Origin of the sequence: Marinobacterium stanieri, from assembly GCF_900155945.1 — a bacterium.
In the GTDB taxonomy this organism is placed as follows: Bacteria; Pseudomonadota; Gammaproteobacteria; order Pseudomonadales; family Balneatricaceae; genus Marinobacterium; species Marinobacterium stanieri.
In genome coordinates, this window is the sequence record NZ_FTMN01000006.1 from 285,531 (window position 1) to 308,302 (window position 22,772).

Below are 22,772 nucleotides of genomic sequence, written 5' to 3' on the forward strand. Positions count from 1 at the left end.
CCTTCACTTGCACGGAGCCACTGTTCATCAGGCCCCGTCAGACAGTGCCAGCGTGGTGAAATTGGTAGACACAGGGGATTCAAAATCCCCCGCCTTAACGGGTGTGCCGGTTCGAGTCCGGCCGCTGGTACCACCTACAGAGTTAGCAAGCACTCACAGCAAAAACTGAGGCTGCCCATAGGCTGCAGATGAGTTAGTAACAATGTCTGTTCTCTATGGTATCGCAGTTATTTGCGCAGACCGGTTATCCCTTACACTTCTAGTGATCAACTGACTCTAGCGCAGCGTCTATAGAACCAAGACCTATCTGTTTTCGTATCTCTTTCTCTATCTTTGCCGCTTCGTGCTCCCAAGGCTGGTGGTCTTTGGAAAAGTAGTTGGGATCAGAGGCATCCAAGCCTTCAAACCTCTGCCCCTTCCAGAGAACATATCCAAAACTCGGCTCGAAATCCCCTTTAGCTATCTGCGCAAGGTGAACCGCCTCATGTGTGGCAACCCAGACCAAACCCTTTGGATCCATCCCGGGGTCGAAATACATTACGGGCTTGCCGCTACTATCATCGATCGAAGCCGCGGCCCCCAGCCCACGAGCAGATAACTCCTTTGCTTTGTCGGCACTAATGGCAAAACCGCCCTTACATTCATCGAGACGAACAAACCCCATATCTACCATCGCCTGAAAACTCTTGGTAAGCACTCCTCTCAATAAATCCACCTTTTCTTCAAACGTCATAATCCCCACCTTGGACAAAGCCAACTCATTGAAATAAATATACTTTATACCCTATGGTGGTGAGGCGCTATAAACACCAAAAAAATACCGTGAACCGCGTGGTTGCACCTGCCCCGCGGTAGTGTTTGCAAAGCTAGGGGCCCCGTTTTACTTTTCAGCGGCCAATCCTATTTTGTGCAACAGCACTTTAGGGTGCCAGTGACCCGCCTTGATGCGGCGTTGAACATGACTTCGGTAGGATGACGGCCCTTTCGCATTTCCCTGATTCTTATGCCTAGTGGAATTACAAAACTGACAAGCGGCCACCACGTTGGCGGCCTGGTCTCCCCCTCCGTCCTGCCTGGCTTTGAGATGCTCTGCCGTACATTGAAGGCGTTTAGCTTCTTTCTTAGAGAGGGAATATGTATCGCAGAAGCCATCTGCACTACCTAGCCACATAGGGGCGTTGCAGTAGTAGCAGCGTTTGTTCTGTTTGGAATAGGCGGTTTTACGCAAGGACTTTAAGCGATTCATCAGCAGATCCTTTGGTTAGAAAGAAATCCGCTCGTCGCTTAACGCAATCGATACGGCAGCCGCCACTTATGTGTACGACCAACCGTCTGCCATTACATGGTCAGCCGGGCTGGAAGGAGCACCTCTCCAGCGCGACTTAGTAAAACACTGATCCTTAAAACAGGCAAGAGGCACATCCTCCTGTGGTATCTATATGGCAGTACCTATGCCCCCCCCGTCATCGCTAGCATTGCGTTCATCTACTGAGCAGCCCCGCCCTCGTTCCACACACGCTCACTTAGGCTTCTCAATTGCAAACCACTCGCGCGGAACAATCGCCTGTAGCCACGTATGATATTGTTCAAGTGCCGCCCGCTTTTGAGCCTGCATAGAAGTATGGATATATACCGCATCCAAGTTTTTCAGCTTGTGATTTAACAGCTGTTCTCCAACAATATAATCCACTCCCATATCAACCCAGCGCGTACGTGCCAGCTTACGCAGATCATGGCTAGTCCAGGCGCCATCACTCAGCTGTTTGAACAGATCATTGGCCACATTCTTATCGATTGGACGCCCGCTAGAACCTGGAAACAACCAAACACTTTGACCGTATCGGCGCTGCACCCGTTTATGCTCACGTAGCAGGTGCTGAGCCAAAGGAGTTAGGGGAATAGAGTGCTCTTGGCGGTTTTTGGTCATGCTGGCAGGAATTTCCATTTCGGCCGCATTCCAGTCTATCCAGTCCCAACGAAGACTGGCTGTCTCTGTAATCCGAGTACCGTGCAACAACATCAACAGGGGTAAGAGGCGCCGCCTTGCCGGCAGCTCTGGTAATCGCTCCAGCGCACCAGGTAAGTCCTGAACCTTCAGGGCGGCAGGTTTGGGCTGGATTTTAGCCTGAATGAACGCACTGAATACCAACTCTGACAGGGGGTTGCTCTGGATTTGGTTCAGCCGTGCTGCTTGGCTAAATGCCGTGCGCATAACTGAATAGATCGACCGTACATAAGATAGCTCGTAGCTGGCCTGCAATGGCCAAATCAGATCCGTATCAATACGCTTGTGGGTAACATCTGACAATAACAAGTCACCAACCCGGGGTAGTAGCTGGGCGTTGATCGCACTGACAATACCCGTCCTGCGCGGCTCAGATAACTTGGAATTGGTTGCGCAGCGATCTCGGTACCAGGTTAACAACTCCCCTACCGTCTTCCAGGCACTGATCTGAATAGAGTCCAAACCCTTATCAATAGCCAATTTAATCCGCAGCTCCGGTAATTTTTCAGAAACGACCTTAACAGGCAGGTCCGGCCAAATACCGATTTTGTACCAACGATCTTGGCCTTGGTGATAATGGCGGATATGGTAGGTACCCCGGTTTCGATTCTGGTGGTAGCTCAACAGCAACCCATTACGGGGATCACGCAGCCGCTTTATATCGATATCAGCGCTATAACGGCGCACTAGAGTATCGGACAGTGGAACACTTAAGGTATGAGCCACACTTTGCCCCTCCTAAACTGTTAGTAACGGCTGGCCCACCAACGCAAGCCAGCCCAGAAGGTTCCGCTTAAGCGAGCCCAGCCGCTTCCATGAACTTAGTCTTACGGTCGCTGATCACTTCGCCTTTAGGTCTGAAAGACCTTTCAGAGAAACCCTTCGGCTCTACATAGCGATCGCCAAACTGGATAGAAACCGATTCAGCCGACCAGCCAATCTTTATGTTTCGATGCCCCTGCTCATAGCTGATCAAGTCCGCGGCCTTCATATCCAGGAACGCCTCCTTCAACTGCCCAAAGGCATCCGCAGCACGCTTAGCCGCCTCGGCATAAACCTCCTCAGAATAGTTTTCGACCATCTGTTTCAGAAGCTCTTTGGCCGCATGTAACTCTGCTTCAAGCTGCTGAATACGCAACCCATATCCTCGGCTCCGAGCTTTCATCATCTCTTCTTCAGCTGTGATTTTGTCCAGCTTTGACTTGAGCTCTTCCAAAGCGTTCTGCGCCTTCTGTAAGTCAACTTCTGTCGCCTCTTTCAGGCCAACGTCTGCGGCTATCAAGTCCCTGGTTGCTGTAGCTTTCTCAACCTGTTCACGTAGCTGTGCCGTACCTGCTTCTTGCTCAGGATCGGCAGCAGCCTCTTGGGCCTCACGAATGGATTCAATTTTGCCCGCAATACCATCAACCTCAGCCCTTACCGCTTTCAGATCGGCCTTGGTAACTTTTGGCCGGCTGCCCCTCAATTGTTTCAACTCTTCGCGGATTTGCAGCACCTGCTCATGCACCGGAAGGTATGCAGCTTCTGCCTGCTCAAACTCAGCCTTGCAGATAGCCACTTCACGCTTGCGTTTCTGGACTTCCTCTTGCTTGGGTGAAGGCACTCGCTGCCCGGCAACTGGCAAAGCCACATACCTGCTAAGACTATCTTCAGCATTTTTTAAATAGGCCTCTTTACTGCTGTAATCAGACCGAAGCTCTGAATACTCCTCACTTAGCTCTAACTCTGCCCGCTCGAGCTCCTCGATTCGCGCTTCCCACTCAGCAACAGCTTTAGGGCCTTTTTTACCTGAAAACAGCTTTTCAATAATTGCGTTCATTTTTGATAAATCCTCTCGAAATACTTCACGTTTGCGGAACAGCAAGGCTTTTGATGCCCTATCCCGCCTTAACCCATTCACCAGCTGGTATCCTGGATATCCATAGTCGCAGCAGAGATAGCCGCCCTCTGTTCCCGCCGCTGTGTAGCCAAGCTCTTGACTGAAGCTTCAAGAGGAAGCGCTGACTTTCTCGCAAGGCAGCGTCTTAACTGCTGAACCAACTTGTGCTCCCAGTGGCCTTGCCGGAAGGTATCGGCCCGATCACTCCAATAACTCCGAAACTCCCCCACCCAGGCCCGCACCTCGTTAGATTCCAGGTTACTTAGATCGATACCCGCTTGCCGGCAGCGATCACTGAAACTCTCTCCAGGCTGCCAATCCCAACGCATTGGGAAAGCCTCAGACGCGCTCACTGTTGAAGATGTAGAGTTATTGTTTTCTTGTTTAGTGGCCCTTTTTGCAGTTTTAGGGCTGGCCCAAAGGTTGGCCCTTAAACTGTCTCTATCCGCTCTGGAGCCTTTATTTTCCGGGCGATCAACGGCTTTCGAGACTTGGCCCTCATGTTGGCCCTGAACTGTTGGCCCTTCTTGGCCCTTGGTTGGCCCTCCATGGCTACTTGATGCACTGGAAGGCCTACGGCTACTGGCTTTAGGGGCACTGGAGCGTTGGCCCGCTCCTCCCTGGTATTCCTCAAAATTCAGAATGGTGAAGACCGTACCAACCCGGCTACTGGACTTGGCCAACATGCCCTCATCAACCATAAAATCCAGGATGGTTCGCATCTGCTTTTCAGTGACACCCACCAAAGTGGCCAGAGCTTTCCGGCCTGAAATGAACTGCCCGGGCTGGAGCTCAATGCTTCGACTCCCCAACATGGCCCGATGGGGTTTATGGGTAGCCATTAGCAGCATGTGGACCCAGGCAGATAGGTACTCCGGCCTGCTTGCAAAAGCCGCCCCTTGGAGGGAACGAAACAGGCAGATATATCCGCCTTTAGCAGACACAGAAACGCTCTCAGGCCTTGCAGATGCCAGGTGAACAACCTTGCTCGCTTGAGACATAGTGAAACCTCACTGTTTCGCACACAGCTGGGCCGCAGACAGCAACTTGTCAGCCGCAGCCTGTAGGCCTGGCATAAGGCCGTCCAACGTTTGGCAAGTAATCGGATGGGCTTCAGAGTTTTCAGGCGACTTCAGGCGCTGCTGGTACAAAGCACCGACCGTCATCATGAATCGCCCCAGCTCACTGCCTTCTGTCCAAAGAAGATCACCAGACATGTTCAGACCAACCATTAACCCAGACAACGTGCGGTCACTGACTGGGGAAGGCTGCCCTTCATGATCAGCCAGGCGGCATTGCTCATGGATGGCGACAACGGCCAATATGAGCTCCCCCGCCTCCTGCATCATTTGAATCTGCTTCTGGGTTGGATTTGCGATACTCATGCGATCACCCCCAAAGCAACAGCATTCAGAGGAACCGCAGACCGGCAGGTGATAGCAGCATCAGCCGGAAGCAACGCACGAGCGCATGAAAAGCTGTTGGCCATGACAGTGAAGGTGTTGCGGGTACGAATCGAAACGGCGCGATACCGCTTCAAAGTGGAAGTGTTCGGCATTTCTGCCTCCGTTGTATTTTCTTCGAAAGTACCCCTAAGCCGTAGGGGTGTCGGGAGGTTCGAAACGGCTACAACAACCGCGGACTTATTCCCCCTTGCGGGGTCTTCTATTCGTCGCCCTCCCGACATAACGGGGGCGTGCTCAATACTCCTGGCGGATTTTGGGCACAAAAAAACCAACTCTGACGGGGTTGGGCAGTTCCGGTTGTAAGAGGTTTCGACGCCTCGTGACCGAAATGTATCAACACGGGATCGGATAGACAAGCATTGACTGTTCATCACTTCCCCCACGCAATCGCTTTTGCAGCATCCAGGGAGCTTTCAGCCACTGAATACTGTTTGTATGAGGTCATGACACCGCCAAAACCCGAGCGCTTAACCGGAACAGAATTAATCACCAGGCCATGGTGCAAGACTAGCTCGCAAGAAATAGTGCTTGGCAGGCAGTGATCGAAAACTGGCGGCTTTTCGGCCTGTAATCGAGTGATTGAGCCATGATCAAGCATGTAACGCAGAACGCGCTTATACTTGGCTATGGGCTTTTTGTTATGCTCATTCTGTGTACTCTGGATAGTGGCCTCTGTGGCGGGGGCTTCATTCTTCATATCCATACCAACCTCACACAGCAGCCGAAGCCTGGCTAGTTGATTCAAATACCCGATCATTCATCCACTGAACAACATCTTCAGCGCGATAACGCACAGTGCGGCCTAGCTTCAGGTATCTTGGACCGGTGCCTTCGATGCGAGCACGCTCACACCACTTGACAGACTTGCCTAAACATTGAGCCACATCTTTCTGCGTCAAAAGGACAGGCATAGAGACAACAGTTTGGATGCTTGCGCCATGTTTTGGGGGGATGGGGGCTGAGGTGCCGTTTGCGGTACCAATCATAACAATGACCTCCTGATACTGGTTACAGGGGTCATGCTATGGCCAGGTGGGGCTAGTGTCGTCGACACTCAGGTGAGCAGCTTGTCCACTTTTACTTAACTGGGTAGCACTCCGCTCTAGCTCTTAATGGGATGCCTTTATTTTTGCAGGCGTGCCTTAGAGTTTCCCAGCTACCGATGTCATAGGCTTCGCAAATCACATCAACCGCGTCCTGGTGGGAATGGGCATCCAAAGCAACAAGTTCGCCGTTTTCGTGCCAGTGATGCCCCATTCTCAGCGCATAATAGTGGCTGGCGATATGCTGATGATCCACACGTTCATGGCCTCTTCCATGGTCGTCGCCGATGAGTCCCAGGTAAGAAAGCGCCTTGGCCATCCGGTCTCTATGCTTACCATCTGACCGCATTATCTGTCGGGCTTCCGAGATCCGGGTCCGTGCGTTATCGGCTTCTTCTTTTGCATCCTGGGCAAGCTGTTTGAATCTTGGATACCCTTCTGCCGCTTCAACCAGGCGAGCCACTTCAGCGAGGGTTAAACCGCTATCGGTTTCAAAATCACCGTTGTGCCCATGCTGCAGATACTGCTGAATATGAAATAGGCCGTACTTGCGGCATTCCTCTACCAGCTCTGTATCCAGGCCATAATCCATAAGTACGGCACGCCCAACTGAAAGAATCAGCTTTTCAGCTGCAGTATCAGCGCTCCCGCCAGTAAATTTGTGAGGGTTATACTTCACACCATCTCACCAAGCCGTTGCGAACCAAGTGGCTCAAACGGCAGAACGTTGGTTGGAAGAACACCCGCATCCCTGAGTAGCGCATCCTCAATTCTCTGCATAGGTTCACGCAGTCGATCCACCGTGATTACCAGGTACCCGGCTGTAACATCGTCGCCGATCGCATGGTTCAGCATCGCCTTCAAGGTGTAGGGGCCAATATCCAGCCGCTCAGCAGCAGTGATAAATGTCCGGCGCAAATCAGTGGGCATAACATGAAGGCCCGTCAGCTCTTCTATTCGCTCCATCGCCCCGCGCACTTCTTTGGGCCTTTGGCCTCCCTGGTTAGAAAAAACAAATTCATGAGCTCCAGACAATGACTGCCGGCCGGTCAGTAGTTCCCGAATGAACCTGGTAATCGGAAGCCTGTGATCTGAGTGATTCTTTGTATCGGGGAACGTCAACACACCTGCTGCCAGATCTACACCAGACCAGCGCAGACTGATCGCTTCACCAGGTCGTACGCCTGTCATCATCGACAGCAGCAGGCAGTCACGGTATTCCAGCTCAAACCGCATGCCGATCAGCCCTTCAGTTACAGCTTGGTACCACTGCTGCATTTGGTGCGGCTGAATGAAGGTTCGGCGACGTTTCACCCTATTCCAAGCCTTTTCTGCACTCAGTCGCTGCACTGGGTTCGACACCAGTAGCGGAACGCCTTCTGCAGTCGCATGACGCTTGCTGGCAAAATTCAGGATTGCCCGGAGATAACGCATAACCAGGTTCGCCCTGGCGCCGGATGACTTGGCCCCTTTACTGATTTTCTTGTGACGCTGAACAGTCATAGCCGGAGTGATCTCAGTAATCGGTTTGTCCATCCAGTCAGAAAGGTGCTTCATAGCCCGGACAACATCCTTCTTGGTGTCCTCCTTAAGCCCTCGCTCCAAATACTCATCAACCGCCTGTTTCAAAGGTAGGCCACGGCGCTTTGCTTCCTGCTTTTGAGAGTTGGGGTCAATACCCTGGACCATATCACCCACCAGCTTTGAAGCCATCTTTCGGGCCTGATCGACAGTCAGTGCCGGAAAGCGGCCAATGGTCACTCTTTTGAAGCGCCCATTTACCCTGTTCTCATAGACAAATGACTTCGTGCCCTTCGGGCTTACCCGGACACCAAATCCAGTCAGTGACGTATCACGCTGGGTATACTGCTTGTTTCTTGGTTCAAGAGACTCGACCACGCTTTTTGTCAGCTTCACAGCCGTGCTTTTCATGGTAGATCACCGTGTAGCCTAATGAATCCCTTGGGCGCTTTAGGCTGCACATAGGCTGCACTTGAGCGAAATAACAAGGGGAGTTATGAGTAGATACAAGGGATCTTATACGCTTGGAAGCCCGTAACTTCAAGGTTATGGGTGCAGCCTAGGGTTTATGTCTCGAATAGGAAATGGGATTCAAAATCCCCCGCCTTAACGGGTGTGCCGGTTCGAGTCCGGCCGCTGGTACCACGAATTCAAACAGAAAAGGCTTCGCCGCAAGGTGGAGCCTTTTTTGTATGTATTGGCTATCGCCAGACAGCAGCCGGAGGCGAACCGGAAGTTCGACAAACTGAGCCCACAGAAGCAGTTTGAGACAAGGCGTTTACGCCGCCACCCTGTATCAGCAGACACTCCCCTTTTAGTTATGCCAGACCATCTCAAATAGCACAGGCTTTTCCAGACTGCCGTCACCGATTACACACCCGTTCAGCCCTCAACTCCGCAGAACAAGCCCATTTCTACTACCCTTAAACTGATGATTTTGACCAGCCACTTTCAAGCCGGCGGTCATACTGCATTTTTCGTGATATCGAGCAGCTAAAATCCAGTGTATTTGCCTGGGAGTTATGCCAATATCCGGCGTTTTCCAGGCTTCATTGATAGCAGTGAGAACTGTATGGAATGTATGAAGGAAAGCTCCCCTGTTGCAACCAGGGAGCACAGGCTACACACCGCTGGCTGGCGGGAATGGGTCTCCCTTCCCGAGCTGGGTATTTTCCGCATCAAGGCGAAAATGGATACAGGCGCCCGTACGTCCTGTATACACGCATTCGAGGTGGAACCCTTTGAAAAGGACGGCACTCAGTGGGTACGATTTCGTGTTCACCCTGAGCAGAACAATGTTGAACACGTGGTCACCTGCGAAGCCGAGGTAGCTGATTTCCGTGCCGTAACCGACTCCGGTGGCCATCGCGAAATGCGTTATGTCATCAAGACCCAGATTGAGTTCAAGGGTATGCGCTGGCCGGCTGAGTTTACGCTGACCAACCGCGACACCATGAAGTTCCGCATGCTGGTGGGCAGAACCACCATGAACGGACGCTTGGTGATTGATCCATCTCTCTCTTATCAGCTTTCAATCGAAGCAGAGGCTCTATGAAAATCGGTATTTTGTCGCGCAATTCGTCGCTCTATTCCACTCGCCGACTGATTGAGGCTTGCAAGGAACGCGAGCACGAGGTCAAGGTGATCGATGCGCTGCGTTGCTACATGAACATCAACTCAGACAAGCCCTCTATCCACTTCAAGGGTGAGGATCTGGTCGGCTTTGACGCCATCATTCCGCGCATTGGTGCTTCGGTTACCTTTTATGGCTGTGCGGTACTGCGACAATTTGAAATGATGGGCGTTTACCCCGTGAACGAATCCGTTGCCATCACCCGTTCCCGCGACAAGCTGCGCTCACTGCAGTTGTTGTCACGCAAAGGCATCGGCATGCCGGTCACCGGCTTCGCCAGCAAACCTGACGATGTTAAAGACCTGCTGGACATGGTGGGTGGCTCTCCTGTTGTGATTAAACTGCTGGAAGGTACCCAGGGTATCGGTGTGGTACTGGCGGAAACCCGCAAAGCGGCCGAGAGCGTAATTGAAGCCTTTATGGGACTCAAGGCCGATATTATGGTTCAGGAGTACATCAAGGAAGCTGGCGGCGCTGATATTCGCTGTTTCGTTATCGGTGACCGCGTTATCGCAGCCATGAAGCGCCAGGGGGCAGAGGGCGAATTCCGTTCCAACCTGCACCGCGGCGGCCACGCCTCTCTGGTTCGCATAACACCACAGGAACGTAAAACAGCCATTGATGCCGCCAAGGCGATGGGCCTGGGGGTCGCAGGTGTGGACTTGCTGCGCTCTTCTCGCGGACCGCTGGTAATGGAGGTGAACTCCTCACCGGGTCTGGAGGGCATCGAGAACGCGACCGGCAAGGATATCGCCGGCATGATCGTCCAGCATATTGAGAAAAGCGCCAAACCCTGGAAAACGCGCACACGCGGCAAGGGGTAAGCCAGACAGTAAAAATGCCCTCACGGCACTGCCGGGAGGGCATTGATTGATTCTCTGCTCTTAACGCTCAGCCACTGATGCATTCTGCGCCTGATACTGGCGCGCCGCCTTGCGGAAGGCTTCCAGGGCCTCGGCTGCATCAACATTGATATCACTGACGCTTTCCACCCATTTCCGGTCGAAGCCGGAGGTCAACTGCTGAAATTCCTGCGTCATGGGCGCGTCCTCAGCCACTTCTCTGATAGTAACCTCATACTTCAACGCTTCGGCAATGCCGTTTTTGTCGGACTGATCCCAGGCCTTACCGGCCAGAGCCGATAACTTCGCCCCGGACACCTTCATGACCGCTTCCCGGTCTTCAGGGCTGAGACTGTCAAGAAAGTCTTCGTTAGCCATTATGGCAAAGCTGCCCATATACAGACCACCCGGCATCAGGGTCAGGTGCGGGGCGACCTCAGCCAGACGGAAATCCTTCTCGCTGGCGGCCGGCATGAAGACCCCATCGACAATGCCCTGCTGCATCAACTCATAAACCTTGGGGCCCGGTGCGGATACCGGCGACACGCCCAACAGCTCACCCAGGTCCTGTTGAATACCGCCGCCCAGGCGAATTTTTTTGCCCTCCAGGTCTGACAGCTTATTAATGGGTTGCTTGGAGAATATCTGCCCGGGACCATGCGTAAACAGTCCCATCAGCGCCACGCCTTCATGCTCCCCGGCCTTGGCAAAATACTGTTGATACACATCCCAGTAAGCGGCCGATGCGGCTTCAGCATTCACACCGGCGTTGGGCAGTTCCACCATTTTGGTCAGGCGAAAGCGACCCGGTACATAGCCATGAAAGCTCCAGGCCGCATCAGCAACACCATCCTCCACCAGATTGAAGTAGGAACTTTGCTCACCCAGGGCATATTCCAGCTTCATTTTGACGCGGCCTTCGGTGGCCTCTTCAATCCACTTGCCCCAGGTGGGCAGGACGACACTGTTTTGCACATGTCCCGGCGGGCCTGCGGTAGCCACATGCATGATAATGGGTTCGTCGGCCTTGGCATTGAAACTGGCAGCAAACGAAAGGGCCACCAGGGTGGCTTTGACAGAGTATCGATTCAGCATAGGTGTACCTTTTTATTGTTGTCTTGGCGGTATCAGCATCTGTTAGCAGATGCACTCGGTCAGGGGCCGGGAGAGGTCCCGAGCCTGTTCGGGGTTCAACCGTGCACGGCTGGCAATGAGTTTTTTGGCCTGCAGGAAGTCGGCCGGCCGGTTGATGGCATCGCAGGCGATCAACTGGCCGTCCTGTAGATAAAGCCAGCTGCAGTCAGCCTCGGTGCCTCGCTGGATCACCTGTGTATAACCCGTATTCAAACCGGCAATCTGCAAACGCCGATCAAATTGGCTGGACCAGAACCAGGGCACTTCTGGGGCTGGTGTGTCGGCGCTCAACAGCGCGCTGGCCAGCATGGCGGCCTGGCTGGTGCAGTTTTGCACCGACTCCAGACGTAACCAGCGTTGGTAATGGGGATGGTATTGTCGTGCACAATCACCCAGTGCATAGATCGCTGCATCACTGGTCTGGCAACTGGCATCAATCAGAATGCCGTTATCGCACTTGAGGCCTGCCGCAAGCGCCAGCTGCTCGGCGGGCTCCACACCGATGCCGATCACCACATGATCGGTGGGCAGGCATTCCCCACTCTCCAGACGAACACCCGTGACATGGCCATCCCCCAGAAACTCGGCAACCCGGGTTTCAGTGCGGATACCCACACCCTGATCTTCATGCAGAGCGTGGAAGTAACCTGCCACTTCCGGTGCAACCACACGCCCCAGAATGCGCTCGCCACGTTCAAGCAGATCCACCTCAAGGCCCAATTTGCGCGCTGCGCTGGCAATCTCCAGACCAATGTAGCCGCCACCAATCACGCTCAGGTGCTGACCTGGCTCGAAACTTTCCTGCAACCGACGCGCATCATTCAGGGTTTTCAGATAATGGATGCCCTCCAGCTGACAGCCCGGTACGTCCAGTTGCCGAGGGTTGGCGCCGGTGGCCAGTACCAGCTGGTCATAGGGCAGCTGCTGACCGTCCTGCAAACGAACACAACGGCGGGTGCGATCAATTTCCTCTACCCGACTGCTCAGGTGCACCTGCACCCCCAGCTTGTCGTAGATTGCTGCGGGCAATAATGGCAGCTGGGCTTCACCCACTTCTCCGAACAGATAATCCTTGGATAACAGTGGCCGGTTATAGGGCAGGACGGCTTCCTCGGTAATCAAGGCAATTTCGCCGTCAAAACCGCGCTTGTGCAAGGTGCGAATCAGTTGGGCGGCGGCATGACCGCCCCCCACAATCACCAACTTCTGCATGACCCGACTCCTCTTCTGTTCAACATTCAGCGGGAACAATGGTGAGGGACATGCCGCTCATTTCCGGCGCCAGTCGCAGCTGGCAACTCAGACGTGAGCCGGTGGTACGCTCGTTCAGGGCTTCCAGCAGAATCTGCTCATCCATGCCCGGCTCACCCAGACCAGCCTGCCAGGGTTCATCGACCACAATGTGGCAGGTACCACAGGCAGCACAGCCTCCGCAGATGCCTTCAACGCCGGAACTTTCATCGCGCAGCAGCTCCATCAGGGTTCCGCCTGGTTCGCCGGTCAGGGTTTGAGTCTCACCCAGGTCATCTGTCACATGAATTTCGATGCTCATGATATTTTCTCCACGAATGCTCAGGCTGAGGCAGCGGCGGGTTTGACGCTGACCGGTTTTTTCTTGGCTTCGCGGACGACCGCTTCGTCTTCCGCACGGCGTTTCAGGTAGCGTCGCATGGCTACGCTAGCGGCATCGGCGCTGAGCGAGATTTCGAAGAAGTCATCATCCTCATGGCGTGCTGCCAGCAACTCTTCCTGCGCTTCCAGGCCCACTACATCCTCATCAAAAGCGGCCATCAGCTGCTCGTGCATGAAGTCAGTGACTTCATTTTCCTCCAGCGCAAAGTTGCGACCGTGCACGACGAAGTAATGCGTTGATGTACCCGTCTCCGGGGTCGGAATGTGTGCAGTTTTGATGCGTTGGTCCGGGCGCTCGGACTCATCCAGCGAGATGTCATAGAACTGGGCGTGCACGATATGCAAAGCCGGTGAGACAAAGTCGGAGGTGGTAATGCGAGCCGCGTCCTTGCCTTCCAGGCCGGTAGGTTTTGCCCAGACCGGAGGCAGGCGCGTGGGCACTACATAGCGCTTAAGCAGGAAACGGCCATCGCCAATATCGGTATCAAAATCAGCCTTGGCATAATCCGGTGTACCGAACGTTTTGGCATGCAGAAAGCTCAGGTGAGTCAGGTCGAGCAGATTCTCATGCAGATAGACATAACTGGCCTTGAGCGGCATGTAATCCTCGGAGGTTACCCAGCCCTCTTCCAGCATCGGCATGGCCGGAATCTTGCTGATATCTGCCTCTTCAGGCTCACCCATCCAGATCCAGACCACCGGTCCCTGTTGATGCAGTGGATAACTGCGAATGGAGATACCCGCGCAGCTGCACTGCGAAGGCACTTCGACACACTGGCCGTTCTCGTCATAGCGCAGACCGTGGTAGCCACAGACTACGGTGTCGCCTTCCAGAGCACTGCGAGAGAGCGGGAAGGAACGGTGGCCACAACGGTTATCCAGTGCCACGGGCGTGCCATCTTCCTTGCGGAACAACACCAGCTGACGATCCAGCACCGTGCGCGCCATCAGTTCACGGTCGATTTCACGACTGAGAGCGACAACGTACCATTCGTTGTAGATAAAGGGCGTATTGCGACCTGCCATGCTGCGGCCGGCAACCTGCGCGGCACGCTGAACTCGTGTCAGTGACATGAGGCTCTCCTGATTCTTGTTGTTGATTAGCCTGTATGCACACGCTAATCCAGAGCCTCTGGCCAGGCACTCACAAGATCTTGTGAGGCTCGATAAATACGCAGGCGCGTGCAATACTGCCTTGATCGGTCCACGTCGCATTGCCATCGGCGACTGCATAACAATAAAGAGACCTGCGAGGCCGTCAGATGAACCCAACGCTCGACCAGTGGCCACTCGACCACCTTATTTCGAGTATCGGACAACGCCGCTTTGACCAGGTGTTGAGTCACAGCATGCACCGGCTTACCGGTGCCGATCACTGTATTCTGGTGTCCTACCCGGCTTACACCCAGCATCCCTATACCCTGTTCACCACCGGTGCCATTCAGACCGGACTGGCACAGGAGTGTCGGCGTCTGTACGACGAAGTGCTGTACCAGCGCGATCCTAACCTGCCGCGCTTGCAGGCTGGAAAGCCCGTGAACGCTCCCCAGATTCAAGCCCTCCAGGTGGAAGAGCTGAGCGATCCCGAGTACCGTCATCAGCTGATGGACCGCTGTGGCATCCGTGAGAAGCTGGCCTTCATGGGGCAAAGCAACGGCCAGCCCTTCTGCCTCAACCTCTACAAACTGCACGACTCTTCATCACGTACTCTGGATGCCAGCCAGCTGGAAGCGGGTGGCACTCTACTGGCATCGGTACTGGAGCGACACATCACCTTTGCCGGACAGCAGCAGGTACGCTTTGACCTGCCCTGGGTGCTGGCACGCCTGCAAGGTGCCTGTGGGGAGCTGCTGACTGCGCGAGAACTGGCTGTAGGCGCCCGGATCGTACTGGGCTACAACTCGGAAGCAATTGCGCTGGACTTGGGCATCAAGATGAATACCGTACTGACCCACCGCAAAAACCTGTATGAAAAAGTGGGTATTGGCACTCAGAATCAGCTGTTTGCACTGGTTGTGGAAGGACGCCTGCCCTTTTAGTTCTTTAGTAGGAGGGCTCAATTTTGTACCAAGAGAGATCAAGAACCTCCAAGACGATTTGACGACCTGAATCTAGATTACGCCTTATCAATAAATATAAGATTCAGGTTGCTGTATGAAGATCATGATCTATTCTGACGCCTCGGATGCCCAACTGTTTGCCCGAGTAGAATCTGACTTCCGTGTCCCTGTTGAACGGCTGACAGAGGACGACTTTTCTCCTCAGGCAATCAAGACCAACACTGCCCTTCTCGACAGCAAGCACAATCTGCTTGTTATTATCACCCAGCGCAAATACGCCTGTATTATGGACTGGGTGCTCAAACTGCGTGCCGAAACCGATATCCCTATTCTTTTGGCCTCTGATCAGCTCAACAGTGCTGATGAATATATTATTCGTAATGCCGGCGTGGATGATTTTCACGGTAGCACACAGTATGACAGCATGCTGTGCGTTAAAATAAGATCAGCCAAACGCTGGATTGAGCGTTTAAAACAAAAGAATGTTGCTTATAATAGCGAATGGACGCTCAATAAGCAGGCGCTTAAAATCGTTTCACCCAGCCAAGATGCCCGCCGCATTAGCCACAATGAATGCAAGTTGCTTGATTTGCTATTGCAAAAAAAAGGTGAAGTAATAACACGCAGTGAAATTTCACAGCATGTATTTCGCCGTGAGTGGGACCCAACCGATAAATCGATCGATATGCTGATTTGCAAGGTGCGTGGGCGGTTCCGAGATCACTCTGAAGAACAGTTTCCCGCCATTGAAACCGTGCGTGGTGTTGGCTATATGCTCAGAGCGAGCTGAGACGTTTGATTTCGGTGGGAGTCATGCCGGTTTCGCGTTTCACATGCCGAGTCATGTGGCTTTGGTCAGTGAAGCCGCACTGACTGGCAATGGACGACAGCGTCAGGCCTGATTTATGGGTATTCCTGATCAGGTCTACCGCCACTTTCACACGTCGCTGAATAATATAGCGATGTGGCGGGATGCCCATATCGCGCTTGAAGATGCGAGCAAAGTGGTGCGGGCTGCAGTGACAGATCTGCGCCAGCGCATCCAGCGAGATAGATTTATTCAGGTTTGCATCTATATATTCAGCCACCATTTTATAGCGACGATTGGACAGACCAGCCTCGCTCTCCTGAATATCCTGCTTATTGCTGTAATGCTGGAGCAGATGGGCGAACAGAGCCTTTTCCAGACTCTCGGTATAGGTGGTGCCGTGATAGAAGTTCTGTTTCAGTTCCGCATGTAACAATGAGGTTAGTCCTTTCAGAACCTCATCCTGCCGATTAAAAAACAGCTCCATCTCTACACCATTTGCATCCACATCCGCTTCCTGCTCCAAAAACAGCGCCAACTCGGATGCTGGCATAATAAAGTGTACGCAGGTCGAGTCCGGCTCTTCAATTAACCAGGTGTTATCACTTAACGCTGGCACAAAGGCAAAATCGAAGGGTTTCCACACCCCTTTATTGACCTCATCCGCGCACTTGTAGACCACCTCGCACTCAGGCGGGCTGCTGTTAAGAATAAGCACATGATGATCCATACCGGGAAGACTCAAGTCTACTTCCGGCAGGGGTTCATACTCTTCAATTATAAGCTTAGAACGCTGATCTTCATGATTGGACCGAGTCGGAGTAAAGGGCAACAAGGCCAGTTTTTCTTTTGGGGAGATGATTTTTTTAGACATAGCGGCCTTGTTTTTTTATCTTCCAGTCTAACGAACATGTCCCGGATGACAAATGTAACAAGATGTTACAAGTTGTTATAAGCCTGTTACAAAACACTGATCATGCATTAATTTAAACAAAGTGTCTCCAATTTTATGCTGCTCCGGTCAACATACTGGAGCAACAGCATGATCAACTATAAGAAGACAATCCTCTCAAGTGCTATTTTGTTGGGCAGCCTGTCAGTGGCTCAGCAGGCGATGGCGATCGCCGAAACCGTTCACCCGCGCGACTACATTCCGGCGCCTGCTGGTACCAATCTGTCTGTGACCTACCTGGATCACCGCAGTGCGGACAACATGAATGTCGACGGTGACACCGTTTCCAAAAACGCGGGCTTTGAAGCCAACGCAATGATTCAGCGTTTTATCCACTTCACCGAATTCATGGGCATGCCGGCCGATCCCCAGGTCATCATCCCGGTCGTTGATCTGGACGTAGGTATCGCGGGTCAGGAAAGCCAGGGTGTCGGTGACATCTTCTTCGGCTCTACTTTCTGGCCGCTGGCTGATGCAGAGAACAAGCAGTGGTTCGGTATTACTCCCTTCATCTACATGCCGACCGGTGAATACAACTCTGACAAGGGCGTTAACCTGGGTGCCAACCGCTGGAGCTACGTGCTTCAGGCCGGTTACACCAAAGGTCTGACCGACGGCCTGTTCTTCGAAGTGGTCGGTGAAGTCGAATGGTACGGCGACAACGATGACTACGTTGGCGGTACCACCCTGTCCAAGGACGAAACCTACCGTTTCAACACCATGCTCTCCTACGATGTCGGCCCGGGCCGCTACGTTTGGGGCCGTTACACCAAACAGGTTGGCGGTGAAGAGTCTGTCAGCGGTGCTTCTCAGGACAACGAAATGGACACCGACACCATGAGCCTGGGTTACAGCCACTGGGTCGGCCAGGACTTCCAGCTGCAGGCTGAATACACCCGTGACCTTGAAGTTGAAAACGGCTTCGAGACTGACGGCGTGACCCTGCGTCTGGTAGTACCCTTCTAAGGAGACAAGCATGCGCCGTTTAACTTCTGTTTTGCCGACGCTGCCCCTGCTGGCAGCACTGGCAGCAGCGCCGCTGTCCTCAGCGGTTGCTGCAGCCGTAACAGCTGAACGCCTGAACCAGGCCGCTGAAGACACGAGCAACTGGATGAGCCATGGCCGTGACTACAGCGAGCAGCGCTTCAGCCCGTTGGATCAGATCAATTCCGAGAATGCCTACCGCCTCGGCCTGGACTGGTATCACGAGTTCGACTCCAAGCGCGGTCTGGAAGCGACCCCTCTGGTCATCGATGGTGTGCTCTACACGACCGGCACCTGGAACCGTGTATACGCGTTTGATGCCGAAACGGGTAAGGAACTCTGGAGTTTCGATCCTCAGGTCAACCGTGAAATTGGTATTAAACTCTGCTGTGACGCCGTCAACCGTGGCTTGGCAGCCTGGGGTGACAAGCTGTACATGGGCACCCTGGATGGCCGCCTGATCGCGATCGACAGCAAAACCGGCGAAGATGTCTGGACCGTTCAAACGACCGATCCTGACAAGGCCTACTCCATCACCGGTGCTCCCCGTGTCATCAAGGGCAAGGTGATGATCGGTAACGGTGGTGCCGAGTTTGGTGTGCGTGGCTACTTCTCTGCCTACGACGCCGAAACCGGTGACCAACTCTGGCGTTTCTACACTGTACCGGGCAACCCCGCCGAAGAAACCGATCCATTGATGAAAGAGATTTCATCCACCTGGAGCGGCGAATGGTGGAAGCTGGGTGGCGGCGGTACTGCCTGGGACTCCATGGCCTATGACCCGGAACTGGACCTGCTGTACGTCGGCGTTGGTAACGGCTCTCCCTGGAACCGTGAAATCCGCAGTAACGGTGAAGGCGACAACCTGTTCCTGTCCTCTATCGTAGCGGTTCGTCCGGACACCGGTGAATACGTCTGGCACTACCAGACCACACCGGGTGAAGAGTGGGATTACACCGCGACTCAGCACATGATCCTGGCGGACCTGGAGCTGGATGGCGAAGCCCGCAAGGTAATCATGCAGGCACCGAAGAACGGTAACTTCTACGTGCTGGACCGTGAAACCGGTGAGTTCATCAATGCCGACAACTATGTCGACATCAACTGGATGAGCGGTTTCGACGAAAATGGCCGCCCGCAGGTAGTACCGGAAGCGCGCTACGCTACCTCCGGCAAGCCCTGGGTGGGTTCACCCGGCTTTCTGGGTGGCCACAGCTGGCAGCCGATGAGCTTCAACCCGGAAACCGGACTGGTGTACTTCCCGACACGCCAGATGAACTTCCCGTACATTCCGGATGCCAACTTCGAAATTGGTGACAAGAAGGTCAACCTGGGTACGGACATGCACGCAGCTGCCATGCCGCAGGACCCGGCGATCAAGGCTGCAGTCAAGGCTGCGACCAAAGGCCGTCTGGTTGCCTGGGACCCGATCCAGCAGAAAGAAGTCTGGGGTGTGGATAAGCCGGTACCCTGGAACGGTGGCACGCTCAGCACCTCCGGCGACCTGGTATTCCAGGGCGACGGTCAGGGTTACTTCAAGGCCTTTGACGCTCGTACCGGTGAAGAAAAATGGTCCTGGTTTGCCCAGACCGGCATTGTTGCCGCGCCGATCAGCTACAGCGTTGATGACCGCCAGTACATCGCCGTAATGGCGGGCTGGGGTGGTGCACTGCCGCTGCTGACCGGTGACCTAAGTGCTGAATCCACTGCAGGCCAGACTAACCGCCTGCTGGTATTCAGCCTGGACGGCGAGCAGAAACTGCCTGAGTTCAAGCAGATCAACAAGCCGCTGAATCCGCCGGCCGATACTGCCGACGCAGAGACCGTAGCCCAGGGCAAGCTGATTTATCAGAACTACTGTGCCAGCTGTCACGGTGATACGGCGGTAAGTGGTGGTGTACTGCCCGACCTGCGCTATGCCTCCGGCTGGACCTTCGACAACTGGAACAGCATCCTGATCGACGGCCTGTACAAGAACAAGGGCATGGTGTCGTTCGGTGATGTACTCAAGCCCGAGCAGGCTCAAGCCGTGAAATCCTACGTTATCCACCGCGCCAACCAGGCGCTGGATGAACTGAAAAAACAGGAAGAAGGAGACAAGTAATGCAGTGGACCAAACCGGCCTACACCGATCTGCGCATCGGTTTTGAAGTCACCATGTACTTCGCCAACCGCTAACAAGCTTCCAGCGGCCCTTCGGGGCCGCTTTTGCGTTACAGTGACGCCACTTTTCCGGTCAGATTTTCTCTGCTTCACTCCTCTTTGGTTAAACTTTCTTTGGCAGAACAATGAAGATACAAATTCTCGGCTCCGCTGCAGGCGGCGGCTTTCCGCAGTGGAACTGCAACTGCGACAACTGCAAAGGCCTGCGCAACGGCACCCTCAACGCCAAGGCCCGTACCCAATCCTCCATCGCGGCCAGCCTCAACGGACGTGACTGGATCCTGTTCAACGCCTCACCGGATATCCGCGCTCAGCTGGAAAGCTTCGAGCCCCTGCAACCCAAACAGGGCAAACGTGATACCGGGATTGCGGCGATTGTGTTAATGGACAGTCAGATCGACCACACTACCGGCCTGCTGATGCTGCGCGAAGGCTGCCCGCACCAGGTCTACTGCACCGATATGGTGAAACAGGACCTGAGCACCGGTTTCCCGGTCTTCAACATGCTGGAGCACTGGAACGGTGGCCTGGCGTGGAATCAGATCCCCAGCACCGAGACCTATAACGAATTCACCATCCCGGAAGTGCCGGGCATTACCCTGACCGCCGTGCCGCTGCGCTCCAGTGCGCCGCCGTACTCGCCGCACCGTAATGACCCACATCCGGGCGATAACATCGGCATGCTGCTGAAGGATGACGCCACCGGGCGTTCCATCTTTTATGCACCGGGTCTGGGCCAGATCGAAGAGCACCTGCGCCCGATTATGGAAGACGCAGACTGCCTGCTGGTGGATGGCACCCTCTGGCGTGAAGACGAGATGATCCACGCCGGTGTCGGTGACAAGCTGGGCGTGCACATGGGGCACTTACCCCAGTCTGGGGAAAACGGCATGATCGCCTATCTGGATACGCTGGATAAGCCGCGCAAGGTGCTGATCCACATTAACAACACCAACCCGATCCTGATCGAAGATTCCCCCGAGCGGGGCGTACTGGCCGAGCACGGCATCGAAGTGGCCTTTGACGGCATGAGCATCGAACTCTGAGGAGAGCATCATGAGCAACACCGAACCGATGAGCCGCAGTGAATTCGAACAGGCTCTGCGCGCCAAAGGCGATCTCTACCACATTCATCATCCGTACCATGTGGCCATGTATGCCGGTGAATCCACGCCGGAGCAGATCCGTGGCTGGGTCGCCAACCGTTTCTACTATCAGGTCAACATCCCGCTCAAGGATGCCGCCATTCTGGCCAACTGCCCGCACCGTGACGTGCGTCGTCAGTGGCTGCAGCGCATCATGGACCACGACGGGTACGATGGTGCCGTGGGCGGCATCGAGGCCTGGCTGCAGCTGGGTGAAGCCGTGGGCCTTACACGCGAAGAGATCCTGTCCCACGAGCATGTACTGCCGGGCGTACGCTTTGCCGTGGATGCCTATGTGAACTTCGCCCGCCGTGCCACCTGGCAGGAAGCAGCCAGCTCCTCGCTGACCGAGCTGTTTGCGCCGCATATTCACCAGTCCCGTTTGGATACCTGGCCCACGCACTATCCGTGGATCAAGGAAGAAGGTTACCAGTACTTCCGTAACCGCCTCACCGAAGCACGCCGCGATGTGGAGCATGGCCTGCAGATCACGCTGGACCATTACACCACCCGTGCCGAGCAGGAGCGTATGCTGGAGATCCTCCAGTTCAAGCTGGATGTGCTTTGGAGTATGCTCGATGCCATGACCATGGCGCACGAACTGGAGCGACCGCCGTTCCATACTGTGACCCAGGAGAAGGTGTACCATCGAGGACTGTTCAATGACTAAACCGGCGCTGGACCAGACACCCCAGCTGAATGCCATGTTCCGCTTCCAGTGGGAAGAGGCGCAGAACTGCCACGTGCTGCTTTACCCGGAAGGCATGATCAAACTGAACGACAGCGCGGGCGCTATCCTCAGTGAGGTGAATGGCGAACAGGACTGTGCTGCGATCATTCAGGCGCTGGAAACCCGCTTCCCCGAGGCCGGTGAACTGGGGCCGGATGTGCTGGAGTTTCTGGCCATTGCCCATGAGCAAAACTGGATCGGTTATGTCTGAGCAACCGTCCCCTCAACAGCAGAAGCCCCAGCACCAGAGCCAGCCGCTCTGGCTGCTGGCCGAGCTGACCTACAAATGCCCGCTGCAGTGTCCCTACTGCAGCAACCCGCTGGATTTTGCTGCCCATGGCGAAGAACTGACCACCGATCAGTGGATCGAAGTGTTCCGTCAGGCACGCAAGATGGGTGCGGCGCAGCTGGGCTTCTCCGGTGGCGAGCCTCTGGTGCGTCGGGATCTGGAACAGCTGATCGCCGAAGGGCGCAAGCTGGGCTATTACACCAACCTGATCACCTCCGGCATCGGCTTGAACGCCGACCGTATCGCCGCTTTCCGTGAAGCGGGGCTGGATCATATCCAGATAAGCTTCCAGGCCTCTGATGAAACGGTCAATAACATGCTGGCCGGCTCCGACAAGGCGTTCCAGCAGAAGCTGAAAATGGCCCGCGAAGTCAAAGCCCAGGGCTATCCAATGGTGCTCAACTTCGTCACCCACAAGCACAACATCGACCGGATCGACCGCATCATCGAGCTGTGCGTGGAGCTGGAAGCGGACTTTGTCGAACT

At 54.5% G+C, this 22,772-nt stretch carries 26 protein-coding genes and 1 tRNA gene; 12 read left to right on the forward strand and 15 right to left on the reverse strand.

The window, feature by feature from the left end:
• Positions 1–46 precede the first annotated feature (46 nt).
• Positions 47–133 (forward strand) — tRNA-Leu (locus BW956_RS14745).
• A 126-nt stretch (positions 134–259) separates the two neighbouring features.
• On the opposite strand, the gene BW956_RS14750 is transcribed toward BW956_RS14745, so the two are convergent.
• The 10 genes from BW956_RS14750 to BW956_RS14795 form a co-directional block, all read right to left on the reverse strand.
• Positions 260–733, reverse strand: coding sequence for a hypothetical protein (locus tag BW956_RS14750; RefSeq protein ID WP_076463588.1), 474 nt, complete (start codon positions 731–733; stop codon positions 260–262).
• Between the two features lie 147 nt (positions 734–880).
• Positions 881–1,246, reverse strand: a complete 366-nt coding sequence (locus tag BW956_RS14755; RefSeq protein WP_076463590.1) for an HNH endonuclease — start codon at positions 1,244–1,246, stop codon at positions 881–883.
• A 273-nt stretch (positions 1,247–1,519) separates the two neighbouring features.
• Positions 1,520–2,731 carry a tyrosine-type recombinase/integrase gene (locus tag BW956_RS14760; protein WP_076463593.1) on the reverse strand — a complete coding sequence of 404 codons (1,212 nt, stop codon included), beginning with the start codon at positions 2,729–2,731 and terminating at the stop codon, positions 1,520–1,522.
• Between the two features lie 67 nt (positions 2,732–2,798).
• Positions 2,799–3,824, reverse strand: a complete 1,026-nt coding sequence (locus BW956_RS14765; RefSeq protein ID WP_139327201.1) for a hypothetical protein — start codon at positions 3,822–3,824, stop codon at positions 2,799–2,801.
• A gap of 77 nt (positions 3,825–3,901) precedes the next feature.
• Positions 3,902–4,885 (reverse strand): DnaT-like ssDNA-binding domain-containing protein, encoded by a 984-nt coding sequence (locus tag BW956_RS22920; RefSeq protein ID WP_076463599.1) that lies wholly within the window; start codon positions 4,883–4,885, stop codon positions 3,902–3,904.
• A 9-nt stretch (positions 4,886–4,894) separates the two neighbouring features.
• Positions 4,895–5,269 carry a hypothetical protein gene (locus BW956_RS14775; RefSeq protein WP_139327202.1) on the reverse strand — a complete coding sequence of 125 codons (375 nt, stop codon included), beginning with the start codon at positions 5,267–5,269 and terminating at the stop codon, positions 4,895–4,897.
• A 451-nt stretch (positions 5,270–5,720) separates the two neighbouring features.
• On the reverse strand, positions 5,721–6,053 hold the full coding sequence (locus BW956_RS14780) for a hypothetical protein (protein WP_076463605.1): 333 nt from the start codon (positions 6,051–6,053) through the stop codon (positions 5,721–5,723).
• 7 nt (positions 6,054–6,060) lie between these two features.
• A complete protein-coding gene (locus BW956_RS14785) occupies positions 6,061–6,336 on the reverse strand; it encodes a helix-turn-helix transcriptional regulator (protein WP_217695136.1) in 276 nt (91 codons plus the stop codon).
• 91 nt (positions 6,337–6,427) lie between these two features.
• Positions 6,428–7,072 carry a hypothetical protein gene (locus BW956_RS14790; protein ID WP_076463607.1) on the reverse strand — a complete coding sequence of 215 codons (645 nt, stop codon included), beginning with the start codon at positions 7,070–7,072 and terminating at the stop codon, positions 6,428–6,430.
• Positions 7,069–8,325 (reverse strand): tyrosine-type recombinase/integrase, encoded by a 1,257-nt coding sequence (locus tag BW956_RS14795; protein ID WP_083703092.1) that lies wholly within the window; start codon positions 8,323–8,325, stop codon positions 7,069–7,071. Before BW956_RS14795 ends, BW956_RS14790 begins: the two co-directional genes overlap by 4 nt.
• A gap of 661 nt (positions 8,326–8,986) precedes the next feature.
• On the opposite strand from BW956_RS14795, the gene BW956_RS14800 reads away from it, so the two are divergent.
• Both BW956_RS14800 and rimK read left to right on the forward strand, forming a co-directional pair.
• The gene (locus tag BW956_RS14800) at positions 8,987–9,469 is read left to right on the forward strand and encodes an ATP-dependent zinc protease family protein (RefSeq protein ID WP_083703093.1); all 483 of its coding nucleotides are present in this window, start codon (positions 8,987–8,989) and stop codon (positions 9,467–9,469) included.
• Entirely contained in the window at positions 9,466–10,371 is a 906-nt protein-coding gene (gene rimK / locus BW956_RS14805) for a 30S ribosomal protein S6--L-glutamate ligase (RefSeq protein ID WP_076463609.1), read from the forward strand. The genes BW956_RS14800 and rimK overlap by 4 nt, the downstream gene beginning before the upstream one ends.
• 60 nt (positions 10,372–10,431) lie before the next feature.
• On the opposite strand, the gene BW956_RS14810 is transcribed toward rimK, so the two are convergent.
• From BW956_RS14810 to BW956_RS14825, 4 genes are read right to left on the reverse strand one after another with little or no spacing between them, the layout of a single operon-like run.
• Positions 10,432–11,484 carry a TRAP transporter substrate-binding protein gene (locus tag BW956_RS14810; protein WP_076463612.1) on the reverse strand — a complete coding sequence of 351 codons (1,053 nt, stop codon included), beginning with the start codon at positions 11,482–11,484 and terminating at the stop codon, positions 10,432–10,434.
• Positions 11,485–11,526: 42 nt separating this feature from the next.
• Positions 11,527–12,735: an NAD(P)/FAD-dependent oxidoreductase gene (locus BW956_RS14815; protein ID WP_076463615.1), complete on the reverse strand. Its 1,209-nt coding sequence runs from the start codon at positions 12,733–12,735 to the stop codon at positions 11,527–11,529.
• A gap of 19 nt (positions 12,736–12,754) precedes the next feature.
• Positions 12,755–13,075 carry a 2Fe-2S iron-sulfur cluster-binding protein gene (locus BW956_RS14820; protein ID WP_076463618.1) on the reverse strand — a complete coding sequence of 107 codons (321 nt, stop codon included), beginning with the start codon at positions 13,073–13,075 and terminating at the stop codon, positions 12,755–12,757.
• A 20-nt stretch (positions 13,076–13,095) separates the two neighbouring features.
• Complete coding sequence (locus tag BW956_RS14825) at positions 13,096–14,229, reverse strand: aromatic ring-hydroxylating dioxygenase subunit alpha (RefSeq protein WP_076463620.1); 1,134 nt, start codon at positions 14,227–14,229, stop codon at positions 13,096–13,098.
• A gap of 188 nt (positions 14,230–14,417) precedes the next feature.
• Between BW956_RS14825 and BW956_RS14830 the strand changes: the two genes are divergently transcribed.
• On the forward strand, positions 14,418–15,194 hold the full coding sequence (locus BW956_RS14830) for a helix-turn-helix transcriptional regulator (RefSeq protein ID WP_083703094.1): 777 nt from the start codon (positions 14,418–14,420) through the stop codon (positions 15,192–15,194).
• A gap of 115 nt (positions 15,195–15,309) precedes the next feature.
• Complete coding sequence (locus BW956_RS14835) at positions 15,310–16,005, forward strand: winged helix-turn-helix domain-containing protein (protein WP_076463626.1); 696 nt, start codon at positions 15,310–15,312, stop codon at positions 16,003–16,005.
• Here BW956_RS14835 and BW956_RS14840 read toward each other — a convergent pair.
• On the reverse strand, positions 15,992–16,897 hold the full coding sequence (locus tag BW956_RS14840; protein WP_076463629.1) for a helix-turn-helix domain-containing protein: 906 nt from the start codon (positions 16,895–16,897) through the stop codon (positions 15,992–15,994). The two genes, BW956_RS14835 and BW956_RS14840, sit on opposite strands and share 14 nt — an antisense overlap.
• A 168-nt stretch (positions 16,898–17,065) precedes the next feature.
• Between BW956_RS14840 and BW956_RS14845 the strand changes: the two genes are divergently transcribed.
• The 7 genes from BW956_RS14845 to BW956_RS14875 form a co-directional block, all read left to right on the forward strand.
• On the forward strand, positions 17,066–17,941 hold the full coding sequence (locus BW956_RS14845; protein WP_076463632.1) for a transporter: 876 nt from the start codon (positions 17,066–17,068) through the stop codon (positions 17,939–17,941).
• A 10-nt stretch (positions 17,942–17,951) separates the two neighbouring features.
• On the forward strand, positions 17,952–20,063 hold the full coding sequence (locus BW956_RS14850; RefSeq protein WP_076463635.1) for a PQQ-dependent dehydrogenase, methanol/ethanol family: 2,112 nt from the start codon (positions 17,952–17,954) through the stop codon (positions 20,061–20,063).
• Positions 20,063–20,137, forward strand: a complete 75-nt coding sequence (pqqA, locus tag BW956_RS14855) for a pyrroloquinoline quinone precursor peptide PqqA (protein ID WP_010322702.1) — start codon at positions 20,063–20,065, stop codon at positions 20,135–20,137. Before BW956_RS14850 ends, pqqA begins: the two co-directional genes overlap by 1 nt.
• Positions 20,138–20,247: 110 nt before the next feature.
• Entirely contained in the window at positions 20,248–21,168 is a 921-nt protein-coding gene (gene pqqB, locus BW956_RS14860; RefSeq protein ID WP_076463638.1) for a pyrroloquinoline quinone biosynthesis protein PqqB, read from the forward strand.
• A gap of 10 nt (positions 21,169–21,178) precedes the next feature.
• Positions 21,179–21,937, forward strand: a complete 759-nt coding sequence (gene pqqC / locus BW956_RS14865) for a pyrroloquinoline-quinone synthase PqqC (RefSeq protein WP_076463641.1) — start codon at positions 21,179–21,181, stop codon at positions 21,935–21,937.
• Positions 21,930–22,208, forward strand: a complete 279-nt coding sequence (pqqD, locus tag BW956_RS14870; protein WP_076463644.1) for a pyrroloquinoline quinone biosynthesis peptide chaperone PqqD — start codon at positions 21,930–21,932, stop codon at positions 22,206–22,208. The genes pqqC and pqqD overlap by 8 nt, the downstream gene beginning before the upstream one ends.
• Positions 22,201–22,772, forward strand: a 572-nt coding sequence (locus BW956_RS14875) for a radical SAM protein (RefSeq protein WP_175612024.1), incomplete at its 3' end; no start/stop codon positions are given. The genes pqqD and BW956_RS14875, both read left to right, overlap by 8 nt.

Excerpts from the sequence above, each read along its gene's own strand:
- BW956_RS14815 (WP_076463615.1), bottom strand. The coding sequence starts at position 12,735 with ATGCAGAAGTTGGTGATTGTGGGGGGCGGTCATGCCGCCGCCCAACTG.
- BW956_RS14840 (WP_076463629.1), bottom strand. The coding sequence starts at position 16,897 with ATGTCTAAAAAAATCATCTCCCCAAAAGAAAAACTGGCCTTGTTGCCC.
- BW956_RS14810 (WP_076463612.1), bottom strand. The coding sequence starts at position 11,484 with ATGCTGAATCGATACTCTGTCAAAGCCACCCTGGTGGCCCTTTCGTTT.
- BW956_RS14755 (WP_076463590.1), bottom strand. The coding sequence starts at position 1,246 with ATGAATCGCTTAAAGTCCTTGCGTAAAACCGCCTATTCCAAACAGAAC.
- BW956_RS14850 (WP_076463635.1), top strand. The coding sequence starts at position 17,952 with ATGCGCCGTTTAACTTCTGTTTTGCCGACGCTGCCCCTGCTGGCAGCA.
- BW956_RS14750 (WP_076463588.1), bottom strand. The coding sequence starts at position 733 with ATGACGTTTGAAGAAAAGGTGGATTTATTGAGAGGAGTGCTTACCAAG.
- BW956_RS14800 (WP_083703093.1), top strand. The coding sequence starts at position 8,987 with ATGGAATGTATGAAGGAAAGCTCCCCTGTTGCAACCAGGGAGCACAGG.
- BW956_RS14785 (WP_217695136.1), bottom strand. The coding sequence starts at position 6,336 with ATGATTGGTACCGCAAACGGCACCTCAGCCCCCATCCCCCCAAAACAT.
- BW956_RS22920 (WP_076463599.1), bottom strand. The coding sequence starts at position 4,885 with ATGTCTCAAGCGAGCAAGGTTGTTCACCTGGCATCTGCAAGGCCTGAG.
- BW956_RS14780 (WP_076463605.1), bottom strand. The coding sequence starts at position 6,053 with ATGGATATGAAGAATGAAGCCCCCGCCACAGAGGCCACTATCCAGAGT.
- pqqC (WP_076463641.1), top strand. The coding sequence starts at position 21,179 with ATGAGCAACACCGAACCGATGAGCCGCAGTGAATTCGAACAGGCTCTG.
- BW956_RS14845 (WP_076463632.1), top strand. The coding sequence starts at position 17,066 with ATGATCAACTATAAGAAGACAATCCTCTCAAGTGCTATTTTGTTGGGC.
- rimK (WP_076463609.1), top strand. The coding sequence starts at position 9,466 with ATGAAAATCGGTATTTTGTCGCGCAATTCGTCGCTCTATTCCACTCGC.
- BW956_RS14830 (WP_083703094.1), top strand. The coding sequence starts at position 14,418 with ATGAACCCAACGCTCGACCAGTGGCCACTCGACCACCTTATTTCGAGT.
- pqqB (WP_076463638.1), top strand. The coding sequence starts at position 20,248 with ATGAAGATACAAATTCTCGGCTCCGCTGCAGGCGGCGGCTTTCCGCAG.
- BW956_RS14765 (WP_139327201.1), bottom strand. The coding sequence starts at position 3,824 with ATGAACGCAATTATTGAAAAGCTGTTTTCAGGTAAAAAAGGCCCTAAA.
- pqqD (WP_076463644.1), top strand. The coding sequence starts at position 21,930 with ATGACTAAACCGGCGCTGGACCAGACACCCCAGCTGAATGCCATGTTC.
- BW956_RS14795 (WP_083703092.1), bottom strand. The coding sequence starts at position 8,325 with ATGAAAAGCACGGCTGTGAAGCTGACAAAAAGCGTGGTCGAGTCTCTT.
- BW956_RS14825 (WP_076463620.1), bottom strand. The coding sequence starts at position 14,229 with ATGTCACTGACACGAGTTCAGCGTGCCGCGCAGGTTGCCGGCCGCAGC.
- BW956_RS14775 (WP_139327202.1), bottom strand. The coding sequence starts at position 5,269 with ATGAGTATCGCAAATCCAACCCAGAAGCAGATTCAAATGATGCAGGAG.
- BW956_RS14820 (WP_076463618.1), bottom strand. The coding sequence starts at position 13,075 with ATGAGCATCGAAATTCATGTGACAGATGACCTGGGTGAGACTCAAACC.
- BW956_RS14835 (WP_076463626.1), top strand. The coding sequence starts at position 15,310 with ATGAAGATCATGATCTATTCTGACGCCTCGGATGCCCAACTGTTTGCC.